General features: G+C 45.9%; 17 protein-coding genes. 4 read left to right on the top strand and 13 right to left on the bottom strand.

Going from position 1 to position 15,353, the window contains the following annotated elements; translation table 11 throughout:
- Positions 1-47: 47 nt before the first annotated feature.
- The 3 genes from dapF to BGM23_RS05655 all read right to left on the bottom strand — a co-directional run bounded on the left by dapF (position 48) and on the right by BGM23_RS05655 (position 2,612).
- Complete coding sequence (gene dapF, locus BGM23_RS05665; RefSeq protein ID WP_003243745.1) at positions 48-902, bottom strand: diaminopimelate epimerase; 855 nt, start codon at positions 900-902, stop codon at positions 48-50.
- Positions 903-1,024: 122 nt separating this feature from the next.
- Entirely contained in the window at positions 1,025-2,239 is a 1,215-nt protein-coding gene (locus BGM23_RS05660) for a NupC/NupG family nucleoside CNT transporter (protein ID WP_003228710.1), read from the bottom strand.
- A gap of 136 nt (positions 2,240-2,375) precedes the next feature.
- Positions 2,376-2,612 (bottom strand): YuzB family protein, encoded by a 237-nt coding sequence (locus tag BGM23_RS05655; protein ID WP_003222913.1) that lies wholly within the window; start codon positions 2,610-2,612, stop codon positions 2,376-2,378.
- A 262-nt stretch (positions 2,613-2,874) separates the two neighbouring features.
- On the opposite strand from BGM23_RS05655, the gene BGM23_RS05650 reads away from it, so the two are divergent.
- Positions 2,875-3,942: an NAD(P)/FAD-dependent oxidoreductase gene (locus BGM23_RS05650; RefSeq protein WP_003228707.1), complete on the top strand. Its 1,068-nt coding sequence runs from the start codon at positions 2,875-2,877 to the stop codon at positions 3,940-3,942.
- 25 nt (positions 3,943-3,967) lie between these two features.
- On the opposite strand, the gene BGM23_RS05645 is transcribed toward BGM23_RS05650, so the two are convergent.
- Positions 3,968-4,294, bottom strand: coding sequence for a YuzD family protein (locus BGM23_RS05645; RefSeq protein ID WP_014477874.1), 327 nt, complete (start codon positions 4,292-4,294; stop codon positions 3,968-3,970).
- A gap of 99 nt (positions 4,295-4,393) precedes the next feature.
- On the opposite strand from BGM23_RS05645, the gene BGM23_RS05640 reads away from it, so the two are divergent.
- Positions 4,394-4,729, top strand: coding sequence for a NifU family protein (locus BGM23_RS05640; RefSeq protein WP_010886606.1), 336 nt, complete (start codon positions 4,394-4,396; stop codon positions 4,727-4,729).
- A gap of 42 nt (positions 4,730-4,771) precedes the next feature.
- Here the strand turns inward: BGM23_RS05640 and BGM23_RS05635 are convergent, their stop codons facing one another.
- The 5 genes from BGM23_RS05635 to cotNH all read right to left on the bottom strand — a co-directional run bounded on the left by BGM23_RS05635 (position 4,772) and on the right by cotNH (position 11,358).
- Positions 4,772-6,745 (bottom strand): S9 family peptidase, encoded by a 1,974-nt coding sequence (locus BGM23_RS05635; protein WP_029725887.1) that lies wholly within the window; start codon positions 6,743-6,745, stop codon positions 4,772-4,774.
- 107 nt (positions 6,746-6,852) lie between these two features.
- A complete protein-coding gene (gene thrB, locus BGM23_RS05630; RefSeq protein ID WP_003228699.1) occupies positions 6,853-7,782 on the bottom strand; it encodes a homoserine kinase in 930 nt (309 codons plus the stop codon).
- Positions 7,779-8,837: a threonine synthase gene (gene thrC, locus BGM23_RS05625; protein WP_003228697.1), complete on the bottom strand. Its 1,059-nt coding sequence runs from the start codon at positions 8,835-8,837 to the stop codon at positions 7,779-7,781. The genes thrB and thrC overlap by 4 nt, the downstream gene beginning before the upstream one ends.
- Positions 8,837-10,138: a homoserine dehydrogenase gene (locus BGM23_RS05620; RefSeq protein ID WP_003228694.1), complete on the bottom strand. Its 1,302-nt coding sequence runs from the start codon at positions 10,136-10,138 to the stop codon at positions 8,837-8,839. Before BGM23_RS05620 ends, thrC begins: the two co-directional genes overlap by 1 nt.
- A 200-nt stretch (positions 10,139-10,338) precedes the next feature.
- Positions 10,339-11,358 carry a spore coat-associated protein CotNH gene (cotNH, locus tag BGM23_RS05615; RefSeq protein WP_014480751.1) on the bottom strand — a complete coding sequence of 340 codons (1,020 nt, stop codon included), beginning with the start codon at positions 11,356-11,358 and terminating at the stop codon, positions 10,339-10,341.
- A gap of 152 nt (positions 11,359-11,510) precedes the next feature.
- On the opposite strand from cotNH, the gene BGM23_RS05610 reads away from it, so the two are divergent.
- Positions 11,511-12,011: a phosphatidylglycerophosphatase A family protein gene (locus BGM23_RS05610; RefSeq protein ID WP_029725888.1), complete on the top strand. Its 501-nt coding sequence runs from the start codon at positions 11,511-11,513 to the stop codon at positions 12,009-12,011.
- Positions 12,012-12,037: 26 nt separating this feature from the next.
- Here BGM23_RS05610 and nucF read toward each other — a convergent pair whose 3' ends face one another.
- Genes nucF through BGM23_RS05595 form a run of 3 tightly spaced genes read right to left on the bottom strand, consistent with a single transcriptional unit; the run spans position 12,038 to position 13,570 of the window.
- Positions 12,038-12,808 (bottom strand): 5' nucleotidase NucF, encoded by a 771-nt coding sequence (gene nucF / locus BGM23_RS05605; RefSeq protein ID WP_003228686.1) that lies wholly within the window; start codon positions 12,806-12,808, stop codon positions 12,038-12,040.
- Positions 12,809-12,836: 28 nt separating this feature from the next.
- Entirely contained in the window at positions 12,837-13,271 is a 435-nt protein-coding gene (locus BGM23_RS05600; protein WP_003228684.1) for a DUF86 domain-containing protein, read from the bottom strand.
- Positions 13,272-13,294: 23 nt separating this feature from the next.
- Positions 13,295-13,570: a YutD family protein gene (locus tag BGM23_RS05595; protein ID WP_003228682.1), complete on the bottom strand. Its 276-nt coding sequence runs from the start codon at positions 13,568-13,570 to the stop codon at positions 13,295-13,297.
- 113 nt (positions 13,571-13,683) lie between these two features.
- Between BGM23_RS05595 and BGM23_RS05590 the strand changes: the two genes are divergently transcribed.
- Positions 13,684-14,316 (top strand): YhcN/YlaJ family sporulation lipoprotein, encoded by a 633-nt coding sequence (locus tag BGM23_RS05590; protein WP_003228680.1) that lies wholly within the window; start codon positions 13,684-13,686, stop codon positions 14,314-14,316.
- A gap of 15 nt (positions 14,317-14,331) precedes the next feature.
- Here the strand turns inward: BGM23_RS05590 and lipA are convergent, their stop codons facing one another.
- Positions 14,332-15,228, bottom strand: a complete 897-nt coding sequence (gene lipA / locus BGM23_RS05585; RefSeq protein WP_003222888.1) for a lipoyl synthase — start codon at positions 15,226-15,228, stop codon at positions 14,332-14,334.
- Positions 15,229-15,353 lie beyond the last annotated feature (125 nt).

Raw genomic sequence — 15,353 nt, 5'->3', positions numbered from 1 at the left:
TGTCTTTTATTATAAACATGATCGTTCCAATTCTCAAACAAGGTGTTTTACAAGAAATAGACACCCTCACAAACGGTTTCAGCCGGCCCTGTCATCATTACATGGCCGTTATCTTTCCAGTTTATCACCAAATCCCCGCCTGCTAAATGCACCGTGATGTCTTGATTTCGCTTTGATACGCCGTTTAATACAGATGCGACCGCCGCTGCACATGCTCCTGTCCCGCATGCCTGAGTAATCCCTGATCCCCGTTCCCAGACGCGGAAATGCAATTCTTGTTCATTCACGGTTTCAACGAATTCCACATTGATGCCTTCCGGAAATCTCGGATCTTTCTCAATCACCGGCCCCAGTGTCGTTAAGGGTGCCTGTTCAATGTCTGCGATCGGAAAAACGATATGCGGATTTCCCATTGAAACGGCAGTGCCTGTTAGTTCTACTTCACCAAATGCCATCGTTTCATTGATTGTGTGCTCTTCCCCGCCGTCAAGCATCGGGAGCTCGGATTTTGTCAAGCGCGGTTCGCCCATATCGACAGTGACCACATTCACTTTTCCGTTTTCGACTTGAACCTCCGCTTTCACAAGCCCGGAGAGAGTTTCAATCAGAAAAGATGTTTCCTCAACCAGCTTATGCTCATATGCGTATTTTGCGACGCAGCGCAGGCCGTTGCCGCAGTTTTTCCCTTCAGATCCGTCATTATTAAAAATCCGCATTTTAACAGGCGCTTGGTCTGATGGGCATATCAGGATCATTCCGTCGGATCCGATCCCTGTATAAACAGAAGAAACCTGAATTGCAATCTCTGACAGTTTTTCTTCTGGAAGCTGTTCTTCAAATTGATTCACATAAATATAACTGTTTCCCAGGCCGTGCATTTTGGTAAATCGAAATGAGTTCATAGGTGCCTCCAACTTTTTTTCTTTTTCTTAGTATAAAAGCTATTATAAGCGGACACAATACAATTATCCCCCGTTTTTCATACATAAAAGCTCCTTGCACTGACGCAAGGAGCTTTTATCGTTTATATAAACATGCCGGCAATGGCTGCGCTGAGCAGATTGGCTAATGTTCCTGCAAGAACAGCCTTCAGGCCGAGACGCGCGATATCTGAACGGCGGCTGGGTGCTAATCCGCCCAGCGTACCAAGCATAATCGCAATTGATGAAAAATTGGCGAATCCGCATAACGCGAAACTGATAATGGTAGCAGTTTTCTTAGAAAACTCGCCGATGTGCGGACCGAAGTTAGAATAAGCGACAAACTCATTCAGCACCAATTTCTGGCCGATATAGCTTCCCGCCTGCAATGCTTCATGCCAAGGCACGCCAATCAAAAAGGCGATAGGAGAAAACACATAGCCGAGAATGGATTCTAATGTTACGCCTTTTAAACCGAACAAGCCGAAAGCCCCGCCGAGAATACCGTTTACTACAGCGATTAACGCAACAAACGCAAGCAGCATCGCCCCAACGTTTAACGCAATTTGCAGTCCTGTTGACGCTCCCTTTGCAGCTGCGTCAATGACATTGGCTGCGCCTTCGCCTTCATCCATTTTGAAATCGCTTTTTACGGTTTGCGTTTTTTCCGTTTCGGGTATAATCAATTTACCAAAGACTAGTCCAGCTGGAGCAGCCATAAAGCTGGCCGCCAGCAAATATTCAATCGGAATACCAAGAAGCGCGTACCCAAACAAGGTAGATCCCGCAACTGCCGATAGACCGCTCGTCATAATCGTAAACAACTCAGAGCGCGTCAGCCCGGCAATCAGGGGTTTGATCACTAACGGAGATTCTGATTGTCCTACAAAAATATTGGCAGCAGCCGCCAGAGATTCCGTTTTGCTTGTTCCAAGGAGCTTCGACAATCCGCCGCCAATGACACGGAAAACGAGCTGCATGATTTTCAAATGATATAAAACTGCAATCAGTGCTGAGAAGAAAATGATAACGGGCAGTACACTTAATGCAAAGGCCGGACTGTCTCCGACCTTTAGAAGCGGTCCAAAAATAAAACTGATGCCTTCATTCGCATAGTCAATCAGAAGCTGTACACGGCTTGAAAACCATAAAAAAACAGCGCGTCCCGCTTCCCATTTCAACACGATGTATCCAAACGCCACCTGTGTGCATAAACCAACGATGACGGTTCTTATCTTAATATTGCTTTTCTTTTCTGAAAATAAAAACGCGATAGCAATGATCGCAACTGCGCCCAGCAGCCCCCACAGAACATTCATGAATACTCGTACACCTCTTAAATTTTATTTAAAAAAATATCTTTTATACGATAACAATAATATTTTTTGATGTCTACACATTTTTTTAGTTCTTTTGTACGGCAAAATAAAAAAGGGCCCGTCCAGGCCCTTTTCTTTAAAACATTGGATTTTCTTCAATAAAGGTATATATATTCTCAACAAGCTCAGCAGGCGTTTCACCCATGACGACTTCTCCGTTTACCAGAGCGAAAAGCGATTCCATGCATGTCCCGCAGTAGCTTAAGCAGCCATATTCAAGGACATCAAGGTTGGGATCCTTCTCCAAAATCGCCCGGGCTTCCTGAGAGCCGTGAGCCAGATTGCTGACACAAAATTCAATCATTGGATTCATGCGGTTTCACCTCACATATGTCCATTATCGCGAATTTTTCACTATTCGTCAAAGACAACGGATGATTCAAAATTTATTATCGTAACATATTATTTCTCAAATAACGTTTTACTAATTTGTGTTTTCAGGCTAAATTGTAGGTTATTTTGAAACTATTATTGTGATTTTAGATCAAATTCGATATAATTCTAGATGTTATTTTACATAGTTCGTATTTTCTTCAATGTATCTATCATACTCTTCGGATTAAAGGGGAATTCAAATGAAAAAATTGGTCTTGATCGGCGGAGGTTACGGGAACATGCGCGTTCTTCATCGCTTATTGCCAAACCAGCTGCCTGATGATGTTTCAATCACGTTAATTGACAGAAATCCTTATCACTGCTTGAAAACAGAATATTATGCCCTTGCCGCAGGCACAATTTCTGACCATCATATCAGAGTGTCATTCCCAGAGCACCCTCGCCTGGATGTCCAATACGGTGATATCACATCAATTGATATTGTACAAAAACAAGTGCTGTTCCAAGATCGTGAACCGATTTCTTACGATGACGCCGTAATCGGGCTCGGCTGTGAGGATAAATATCACAACGTGCCGGGAGCGCCTGAATTCACCTACAGTATTCAAACCATCGATCAGTCCCGCGAAACCTACCAAAAGCTGAATAATCTGAGCGCTAATGCCACCGTCGCCATTGTCGGAGCGGGCTTAAGCGGCGTTGAGCTTGCAAGTGAATTGAGAGAAAGCCGTGATGACCTGAACATTATTTTGTTCGACCGCGGTAATCTCATTTTATCAAGCTTTCCCGAGCGTTTAAGCAAATATGTGCAAAAATGGTTCGAAGAGCACGGTGTCCGCATTATTAACAGGGCAAATATCACAAAAGTAGAAGAAGGCGTTGTGTATAACCACGATGATCCGATTTCTGCAGACGCCATCGTGTGGACAGCCGGCATCCAGCCAAACAAAGTCGTCAGAGACTTAGATGTGGAGAAGGACGCACAAGGGCGTATTGTATTAACGCCTCATCATAATCTTCCAGGTGATGAACATCTGTACGTTGTCGGCGATTGCGCCAGCCTTCCTCATGCACCGAGCGCCCAGCTGGCAGAGGCTCAAGCAGAGCAGATTGTCCAAATCTTGCAAAAACGATGGAATGGAGAAGCCCTGCCTGAATCAATGCCGCAGTTTAAGCTGAAAGGCGTCCTCGGTTCACTCGGAAAAAAAGCCGGCTTCGGGCTTGTTGCTGACCGTCCGCTGATCGGCCGTGTTCCGCGTATGCTGAAATCCGGCTTGCTGTGGATGTATAAACACCATAACGGTTAATGATAGAGAAGAACCGCTGATCAAGTCAGCGGTTTTCTGTATACCCATGCTTCTCCATTTCCTCATAAACGTCTTTTAATTTTGGATTGCCTTCACCGACAATTTTGTCTTCTACGAGCACAAGCGGATAAAAATACTCGTCATTTCTGATTTTTTCCGCAAGCTCTTTCGCATGTTCATTGTCAGGCGGCTCATAAATATCGATGTACTGCATCTCAAAAGGCTGATTTGGATATTTTCTTTTCAGCGCAGCCTCAAGCCACTCGTATGTATCCTTGGCTGTCGGCATATTGACACAGCTCGCACAAACGGTTTCTGCTCCGTACACGCTTAGCATGACTGGTTTCATCACTTGTAAACGCCCCCTTCTCCTATGTAAGTCCTTTCTTTTAAGTATACAGAGCCAAAGGGCGTTTTTATAGAAAAAAACCGTTTTTGTGTTGAAGTCTGAATGTGCTATAATAGGGAGAGCAACTTTGCAAACCAAACAATAGATTTTTATTGTTACACTGAATATAATGGTTTTATGACGACGAAAGGAGCGAATGTCATGACTGAAGTTGAAATGAAAGAACAGGTGCAGGAAGTACTGGACAAACTTCGTCCGTTTTTACTTCGTGACGGCGGTGACTGTGAGCTTGTAGACGTAGATGAAGGTATCGTTAAGCTTCGCCTTCTAGGCGCATGCGGCAGCTGCCCAAGTTCAACAATTACGCTGAAAGCCGGAATTGAGCGCGCTCTTCTAGAAGAAGTGCCGGGTGTCGTTGAAGTAGAACAAGTCTTTTAATAAAGCAGCCAGGCGGATATTTGATCAGCCTGGCTTTTTTTATTAGAGATATTGGTCAAACCATGAGCTGATATAATTCAGGCGCTTGATCCGCTGTCTTGGGTGTCCGGTGCGTGACAAATTGTGCGATGCTTTCGGAAAACGGACAAGCATGGTTTCCTTGCCCATTTTTTTCAGAGCGATAAACAGCTGCTCCGCCTGCTCGATCGGGCATCGGTCATCCCGCTCGCCATGAAGTATCAAAAGCGGTGTCTCCACGTTTGCTGCGTATTTTAAAGGAGACCGGTCCCAGAGCTTTTCTGTGTCCTCAAACATGTCATGCTCAAGCTGCCAGTCTGTAAAGAAATAGCCGATATCACTGACGCCGTGAAAGCTGATCCAGTTTGATATCGAGCGCTGGGTAACGGCAGCTTTAAAGCGGTTCGTCTGCCCGACGATCCAGTTGGTCATAAAACCTCCGTAGCTTCCGCCCGTGACACCGAGCCGCTTAGGTTCAATATGCGGATCTCGCTTGATAGCCTCATCCACAGCTTGCATCACATCGTCATAATCCTTTCCTCCATAATCTCCTCTGACCGCATTCACAAATTCCTGCCCGTAGCCGTGGCTTCCTCTCGGATTGATATAAACGACCGCGTATCCTTTCGCCGCCAGCACCTGAAACTCATGAAAATATGTATGTCCGTACATCATATGCGGACCGCCGTGTATGTTGAGAATAAGTGGATATGTTGTCTCACCTTCCATTTGTGCAGGCTTCATCAGCCAGCCGTTCACCGTCACGCCGTCTTCTGTAGCATATTGAATCTCTTCAGGTATTGATATCATATGCTCACTGGCAAACTTGTCATTCGCGCCAGTCAGCTGTTTCTCTTCCTGTCCAAGCGGGATACTGTAAAGCTCACTCGGTCTGTCCGGCTTTGTCACACTGGCAATAAAGTGCTGTTCATCAGGTGAAAGAGAAAAGCTATTGATGTACTCTTTTTCCAGACGAACTGCATACACAAGGCCTTCAATCGAAATATAATAGATGCCCGTACTGCCTTGATCTGTGCCGATGACATAAAACCCTTGGCTGTCCTTTGTCCAAATCGGGCGCTGTTCAGCACCACCGATCAATGAATCTCCAATCAGCGCATCCGCTAAATGAACGTCCAGCATCTCAGTCAGACATGTGAGGCGGCCTTGTTCGATATCAAAGAGCCACGCCTTTGAGAGCGTTGCATTCTTATATTCCTTTTCATTTCCAAGCAAAGCAAGATACCTTCCGTCTGGTGAAAATGAACTAGATCCGAATGAGCCGCGATGAGGTGTAACCTGCTTAAGATCTCCAGACTCCAGTGACATTATGTAAACATCATGCGGCTTGCTGGCATCATCTGTTTCAGTTAAATTAGCTGAGAAAACAAGCCATTTGCCGTCAGGAGAAAAAGCAGGATCACCATGATCAGCTTTGTGACTTGTCAGCTCCTTCATCTCACCCGACTTTACGCTGACAAGCACAAGCTGGGCATACGCGCCTCTCGTCAGCCCTTTGCCGTCCCGTTTGTAGGAGAGGCTTTGCACCTCAACAGGTTCATAGCTGTCCTGCTCTGTTTTTTCTCGGTCATCAATGCTTTCTCCCTCTCCCAAACTGACAGTGACCAGAATCGATTCGCCATCCGGGGACCATATTGGCTTTGACACGCCATACGGGATATCAGTCAGTTTTCTCGCTTCTCCGCCTTCAGCGCTCATCATATACAGCTGTGCCGCATCGCCTTCTCGATCAGAAATAAAGGCAAGCGTGCGCCCGTCCGGAGACCATCTTGGGTCGGTGCTTCGCTTTTCTCCATGTGTCCAAGGAACAGACCCGCCCGTTTTCGTTTCATAGATCCATATATTTGATGTATACGAATCTTTCTCTTGATTTACTTGTGATTTTACATATGCGGCACGGGTGCCGTCTGGGGCGTATTGAGGATCGGTCACAGAGACAATCGCTGTGATGTCGTCTGCGGTTATCAGCTTTTTCATATTCATCTCCTCCTTTTTACATGTATTTCGTTTTTCTAAATAAAAACTCCTTTATCTCCAGCAAAAAAAAGCGCCCTCTGCTGACGCTGAGGAACGCTTGGCATGATCTATACACTTTTTACTTGATATAAAGGATTTCGCTCTATTATACTTCCCTCTTTCGGAACGGTCAAAGCGTCTACTTCACAATGAGGGAAATGAAGCGCGAGCTGTTCTTTTAGCTCTTCTCCCTTTCCTTTTTCGGTCATGACGAGAATCGTCGGGCCTGCTCCGCTGAGAGCCGTTCCATATGCGCCCTTCATCTCGGCGACGTGCTCTACTTTTGACAGCTCAGGCACAAGCATCGCCCGGTACGGCTGATGGAACATATCCTTCTTCATGATTTTCCCGACGAGCGGCCAATCCTTGGACATGATCGCAGCAATGAGAATATTGCTGACAGCACTTGCTTTTACGGCGTCGGCATATGGAAACTCCTTCGGAAGCACGTCTCTCGCGTCTCTTGTCAGCACTTCGTAAAAAGGAATGACAACGACTACGTCAATGTCAGCATTCGGGACGCGGATCATTTGGGTCTCGTCATCCTCATGCAGGCCGATCACAAGTCCGCCGACGAGAGAAGCGCCAGCATTGTCCGGGTGTCCTTCTTCTAGACTGGCTAAATGCAGCTTGTCCGCTTCAGACAGCTTTAAGCCGCATAATTCATCAGCCAGTTCAATGGCCGCTACAATCGCCGCGGCGCTGCTGCCAAGGCCGCGTGCAAGCGGGATGTCGCTCCACACCTTCACATGGACAGGAGGCATTTCTTTTCCGTACAAGTCTGCGGTCCGTTTAGCCACTTGATAGATCAGGTTATCTGTACCCGCCGGAATTCCGGCGACTGTTTCTGTTTCAGCCTCAAAAGACCATTTGTCGCTTTCAAAGACGGTCAGCTTCAAATATCTGCTGAGCGCCATTCCGACTGAATCAAAGCCGGGGCCTAGGTTAGCTGTGCTTCCGGGAACAGTGACAGAGAACAGCATGTCGGCTTCGTTCATACACGGGCCGCTCCTTTTACATATTCAAGGATGCTGTCTTCATCAGTCGGCAATGTGACAGGCTTGATTTCTGAAATGTCGACCGCTGTGTTCGGATCTTTCAGTCCGTTTCCTGTTAACACAGCTACGACCTTGCTGCCTTTCGGAATTTCTCCGGATTTCACCTGTTTCAGCACTCCTGCGATAGACGCGCAAGAACCCGGTTCTGCAAACACGCCTTCTACACGGGCGATCAGCTGATATGCGTGAAGGATTTCATCATCAGTGACTTCGTCAATTTTCCCATTGGATTCCTCGGCTGCCTTTACAGCTTTGTCCCAGCTTGCCGGGTTTCCGATACGAATGGCTGTCGCTATTGTTTCCGGATTTTCAATCACTTCATTGCGCACGATTGCCGCCGCACCCTCAGCTTCAAAGCCGCGCATTTTCGGAAGGCCTGTGCCGTTTTTCTCATGATATTCCTTGAAGCCCTTCCAGTACGCAGTGATGTTTCCCGCGTTTCCGACCGGGATCGCTAAAACATCAGGCGCTTCCCCCAGCTGTTCGCACACTTCGAAGGCAGCAGTTTTTTGGCCTTCAATGCGGTAAGGATTGACTGAGTTGACAAGGGCAATCGGTGATTTCTCACAGATGGAACGAACAATTTTAAGCGCATCGTCAAAGTTTCCGTCAATTGCGATAATCTCGGCTCCGTACATGACAGCTTGAGCGAGTTTTCCAAATGCAATTTTTCCGTTCGGGATGATGACAATGCATTTCATGTTAGCGCGGGCTGCATATGCTGCCGCAGCAGCGGAAGTGTTACCTGTTGACGCGCACATAATCGTGTCATTGCCTTCTTCTTTTGCCTTTGCCACAGCCATAACCATTCCGCGATCTTTAAATGATCCCGTAGGATTGACGCCTTCCGTTTTGACATGAAGCTCAATTCCGAGCTGCTCAGACAGCTTCGGCAGGTGAATAAGAGGTGTGTTTCCTTCATGTAAAGTTAGCGCCGGTGTTTGATCTGTTACAGGTAAAAATTCTTTATATTGATGGATAAGTCCTTTCCACATTAGCTCCAACCGTTCCCTTCTACACGATATGTGCTTTTGACTTCTTGAACGACTTCCAAATCATTTAGGTTTTGCAGGATATCACTGAAATCAGCTTCTGATGTATGATGTGTGACAATTACGATTTCAGCTAACTCATCATGGCCTTTAATTGGCAGCTGAAGGATTTTTTCAAAGCTCACGCCCCGCTCTGAGAACACAGATGTAATTTTCGAGAATGAACCGACCTCATCTTTCACATGAATTCTTAAAAACTGCTGTGCATAAATGTCAGACGGCGATTTCATGTTTTTCTCATATTGCGGTCCGACAAAGCTGTTGCCGGTTACACCGAGGCGCATATTTTTCATGACAGCGACGAGGTCAGAAACAACGGATGTCGCTGTCGGCATGCTTCCGGCTCCCGGCCCGTAGAACATCGTCTCACCGACAGCCTCGCCGTATACATAAACAGCGTTAAACTCATTATGAACAGCAGAAAGCGGATGATGGTCAGGAAGCAGTGTCGGCTGTACGCTGACCTCGATTTTGCTGCCGTCACGCTGAGCAATCCCGATCAGCTTCATTGTATAGCCGAGGCGTTTGCTGAAGCTGATGTCCTCGTCTGTAATTTGGGAGATCCCCTTTACTTTGACGTCTTCCAGATCCACGTTCATCGAGAAGCCGAGGCGCGCCAATATCGCCATTTTCCGTGCGGCGTCAAGCCCTTCCACGTCAGAAGTCGGATCAGCTTCGGCAAAACCGAGATCCTGCGCTTCCTTGAGCACTTCCTCGTATGGGCTTTTCTCTTTGATCATTTTGGTTAAGATAAAGTTTGTTGTGCCGTTCACAATTCCCATCATTTTTGTAATTCGATCTGATGAGAGGCCTTCCTCTAACGTGCGCAGAATCGGAATCCCGCCGGCAACACTGGCTTCAAAGTAGATATCGCATCCATTTTCCTTCGCTTCGGCAAGCAGCTCGGAGCCGTACACAGCCATTAAGTCCTTGTTTGCTGTGACAACATGCTTTTTCGATCTCAGCGCGTCGACCAAATATTGTTTTGTCTGTTCAACGCCGCCGATCACCTCGATGACGACATCAACATCTGGATCATCAATGACATCATACACTTCTGTCGTGAGCACTTCCTTCGGCAAATCTACTTCTCTCTTTTTCTCTAAATCTTTTACAAGCACTTTTTTTATCGTAACCGGACAGCCGACCTGATGCATAAGCTTATCCTGATGGTCTTGAATAATTTTAACGACACCGCTTCCGACGGTACCTAAACCTAAAAGCCCTACACGAATCGCTTTCAAAAAAACTCCACCTTTCTTTTGGTTGTCCTCTTGAAAAAGACAATTGTTAACTCAACACAGACATATAAGTTACAAACATTATATAAGCCCGCTCCTGTTTTGACAAGACAGCATTAGGCTGAATTTTGCGAATGTAAACGCTTAACGCATTGATATGACAAGATTCTTTATTTTCTAATTATTTTTGTCAGATTTTCTCCTCACCCTGAGCTGCCTTTGCCGAGCCAGCTGACGCGTGGAACAAACAGCTTCTGCGCCCGCATATTCATGAATTCCTGCGCTGTATTGAGAAATTGTTCATAACGCCCACAGTCATTAAGAATGAAGTTAAGCTGTTCTTCAAAATAATGCTTTTCTGATTCTGATGACATGTAATAGCTTTCTACGATTTCAAAATAATGAAGCGGGAAAAGCAGACGGCTGTATAAAAGGCGTTTCGAAAATGAAGACAGCGGTGTGACTTGCTCGTATTCCTGTAAAAAGAGAAAGCCCTGCTGATTAAAATCTTGTCTGTGATGCAAAAACGTATGCCTCATATATTCAGCCAAATCACGGGAAGCGTGGTCAAACACCCAATCGGCCGGAATCCTGATCAATGATTCCGGTGACCATGTATGCCTTTCCATCCGCTGATGGCATATCGTTCCTGAATCAGCGGCTTGGGGCTTGTCATCCAGCTCAGTGTCCACTAAATATTGTATCGCGTTTTCTGACAGTCCTAAATAATATGGAAATGATTCGATCATTTTTTTATCGAATGGCTCATGCGGAGGGGTCTGAACCTTTCTCTGCCAAAATGCTTCCAGCTGATCAATTCGTTTTCCCCACAGATCCTTCCACTGGCCGATTCTTCCGGCCGCCTTCACCTCATATGGATATCCTCGGCCTTTTCGGTGAAATTCCGCCAGCTCCGCTCCAATGGAGAACGCCCTGTTTGAATAAGGGGGGGCCGCCTTCAGCAGAGCGTACGTTTTTCCCTCATGTTCAAATGTCAATTCACCTTCTTTTGTAAAGATAAAAACCGAAACGTATGGGTCACTTTGTTCTTGTAAATACTGACTCATGTAATAAAGCTCCGCCAGCTCTGTTTCTGAGAATTGGGAAACGGGGACAATCAGAAAGTATGAATTAGGCGTCTGAAAGCATTGATATGTGTGCTGATACATGGAAAGCTGCCTGATGTGAATGCCGTATTTTTCTTTTATTGTACCTTTCACCATGATCACCTGCCTGTTGAATTTGGGCTCATCACATCGTAGTCATACACAGCCGGAATTATGAATACATATTTTAATCCGAAGAAGGCGCAAGAAAAAGTCGTAAACTTCTCAAGCATTTTGTATAAACTAGTAAAAAAGATTGGGTGAAGCTGATGTCAGAAAACGAACAATTCAGTCAGATGGAAGCTAAAGCAAGAGCACGGATGAAGGAGCGCGGCATTGAGGTATCAGACATTGCCGAGCTTGTCTTTTTTCTGCAGAAAAAATATCATCCGGATTTAACCATTGATGAATGCACGCTGAACGTCAATCGTGTTCTCGCAAAACGCGAGGTGCAAAACGCGATTTTAACGGGCATTGAATTGGATGTTCTTGCTGAGCAGAAAAAACTGTCTGAACCGCTGCAAACGATGCTGGAAATAGATGAAAGCCTATATGGAGTAGATGAAGTTCTGGCATTTTCCATTGTGAACATTTACGGATCGATCGGGTTTACGAACTACGGTTACATCGACAAAGAAAAACCCGGAATCCTTAAACGATTGAATGATAAATCAACCGGTGAATGCCATACCTTTTTAGATGACATCGTCGGAGCGATTTCTGCCGCGGCTTCAAGCAGACTTGCTCACCGCGCGCGGCATACAGAATAAGGGCACCCTTTTAGGGCGCCCTTTTTTCAAATGTATGGAATCCATTCAGTCAGAGAGTCAATGGCGCGAGTCGGTTTTTCCATATCGTCTGTTATATGTTCTCTTTTCGTTACGCCTGTGTGAACGAGCAGCGTATCCATACCCGCGTTAATGCCGGCCATAATATCAGTGGCGTAGTTGTCGCCGACCATGAGTGTTTCAGACACATCTGTGCCGAGAACGCGCATCGCCTGCTCCATAATAATTGATTCCGGCTTGCCGATAAATACAGGCTGTACACCTGTAGATACGGTTAACACCGATGTCAGTGAGCCGTTTCCCGGCAGGAGCCCTCTTTCAGTCGGAATCGCAATATCTCCGTTAGTGGAAATAAAGCGGGCGCCATTTCTGATTGCCAGGCAGCCGACAGCAAATTTTTCGTATGTAATGGAACGGTCGATGCCAACAACGACAAAATCCGCGTTTTCTCCGCCAAATGTCAGGCCGTTTTCTTCAATCGCCTGGCGGATTCCTTCCTCCCCAATCACATACACAGACGCGTCTTTTTTCTGCTGTGCAATGTGCTGGGCAGTTGCCATGCTGGTCGTGAAGACCTGCTCTTCTGTTGCCGGAATATCAAAAGACACGAGCTTGTCCGCTACCTGCTTCGGTGTGCGCGAAGAGTTGTTTGTCACGAAAAGATAAGGAACGCCGCGATCTTTCAGCGTTCTGACAAATTCACACGCCTCCTCGATTTTTTCCGTGCCATTGTACATTGTTCCGTCTAAATCAATTAAATACCCTTTATATGTTTTCATATCCAACACTCCTGTGGCTTTCCAGTTGTTATTTAAACGCGGAAACAGGTCCTAGCTCTGTTTCCAAATAGCTTCTGATCCGTTTCGGGAAGTCCTGAAGAGCTGTTTGATGCGCCTTGATCAGCCTGTAAAGCTCGCCGCTGTCAGCGAGCAGATACTGTTGAACCAACGTTTTGCGGTAGGCGATCAATTTTTTGAGCTCATCACCCTCTTTTTCCGTGACAACTTTCTCATCAACAAGTATATCCATAATGTCGTCATAGCTGCCCGGGTCCCGCATAATAAAGCCGTCAATCATGTCATTGCCTGTATCCAAAATGCATTCGATTAACAGATGGCCTATACGCTGAAGTGCCAATTCCCCGATTTCAGACTGCCAGTCTGTTTGTGAGTCAAATAGCGCCAGCTGGTGCTCGAAGAACCCTAGTGTTTTCTCGATTTTGCTTCTGTCAACAAAATACATGACAGCATCCCCTTTGTGTATATTTATTTTCTGATCCGTTTCAAGACAAAATACGCACAGCCGAAATTGCAGTATTCGTAAATATATTCATCTAATGTGCTGATTTTCGTTTCGAAGGTTGCCTTTTGATTCTGGTCGTCAAAGAAGCCCTTGAGCCTTAACTGACCGTATCCCCAGTCTCCCACAATATAATCGTATTTATTTAATATATCGGAGTAGCGGGCTTTAAAAGCCTCTTCGTTGAAGCCGTCTTTGAAATTGTGCACCAATTCAAATTCGGCATTTTGAATAAGAATCATGATCTCACCTCTTTTTCACTCATTCCTATCATAATTCATTGCCCCGTCCCCATCAATTGCTAAAGAATAAATCATGCGATTTGGCTACCCTACACATGAGGAGGGATTGATAAATGAAACGAACCGCTGTCAGCCTCTGCCTTCTGACCGGACTTTTATCCGGGTGCGGAGGCGCAGGATTGGATAATGCCCAAAATGTCCGGAATCAGACGCAGAATCAAACCAAACCCATTCATGTGTCGGACCGCAACGAGGCTTTTAACAGGCATAATGAGAACGAACAATTTGGCTATGTCCGCTATCAAAGAGAACAATTTGACGGAGACCAGCAGAAAACGCCGGTGATGAACCGGGAAGAAACCGCTCACATGATATCAAGTTTAACGGTTCAGCTCCCCCATATTCAAGATGCTGCGACATTGGTGACTGACCGAGAAGCGCTTGTCGTATACAAAACCGATTCTAAAAACCGGGAGCTGACCGCCGATCAAGTGAAGAAAACAGCGGCTTCTGTGATCCCGCGATACTATCATGTGTATATTTCAGATAACCCAAACCATATGCAGTCGATCGAAAATTACAGCAATCTCGGCTCTGGTTCAAGGGATATCAGAGAGATCATGTCGGGGACGATTCAAGAAATGAAAACCTCCCCGCAAGGAAGCCCTGTCTCAGAGAATGAAAATGCCAATGGAGAAACGCGTCAGGACATGAAAATCGATAGGAATGACAAAAACGCCAGATGATCTGGCGTTTTGGCATTATGCTTGTGCTTGACGCTTTTTAGATGCTTCGTTTACTTGTTCATCCGCATGGTAAGAGGAACGGACAAGCGGACCGGCTTCACAATGGCTGAAGCCTTTTTGCATCGCGATTTCTTTTAATTCTGCAAATTCATCAGGATGGTAGTATTTTTGGACTTTCAAGTGTTTCTTCGTCGGCTGCAGATATTGGCCGATTGCCATAATATCCACGTTGTTCGCCAAGAGGTCGTCCATTACTTCAATAATCTCTTCTTTTGTTTCGCCGAGCCCGATCATGATACTTGATTTTGTCGGAATGTCAGGCTGCATTTCCTTCGCACGGCGCAAAAATTCCAATGAACGGTCGTACGTCGCACGCGCACGGACTCTTGGCGTCAGGCGGCGAACCGTTTCGATATTGTGATTCAGGATGTCTGGGCGTGTATCCATTAAGGTTTTTAGGTTATCGTAGTTTCCGCCCATATCAGACGGCAGCACCTCAATTGTTGTGAACGGGCTTTTTCTGCGGATCGCTCGGACCGTTTCCGCGAAAATGCCTGCCCCTCCATCTTTCTGATCGTCACGCGCAACAGCCGTAATGACCGCGTGCTTCAGATTCATAAGCGCGACTGAATCCGCTACGCGTTCCGGCTCTTGCAGGTCAAGCTCAGTTGGAAGGCCTGTTTTGACAGCACAGAAACGGCATGCTCTTGTACAAACAGAACCTAAAATCATAAATGTCGCTGTACGTCTGACCGCCCAGCATTCATGAATATTCGGACACTTTGCTTCTTCGCATACGGTATGCAGGTTGTTTTCCCGCATGAGTTTTTTGAGCCCTGTATAGTTTTCATTTGTATTTAATTTAATTTTAAGCCATTCGGGCTTTCTGAGGTGTTCGTCTTTCTTTGCCAATTCCCATCATCTCCAATATCCAATATACTCAATTTCTGACACGAAACATTCTGAAAACGAGAAAGGTGCAGGTTTTAGTTCTGCAACAAAAATAATGTTTTTCTAACTAAAGAAAGTCTTTTCTT

Source organism: Bacillus sp. FJAT-14266, assembly GCF_001719225.1.
GTDB lineage: Bacteria > Bacillota > Bacilli > Bacillales > Bacillaceae > Bacillus > Bacillus subtilis.
This window is presented reverse-complemented; position numbering and strand designations above follow the sequence as displayed.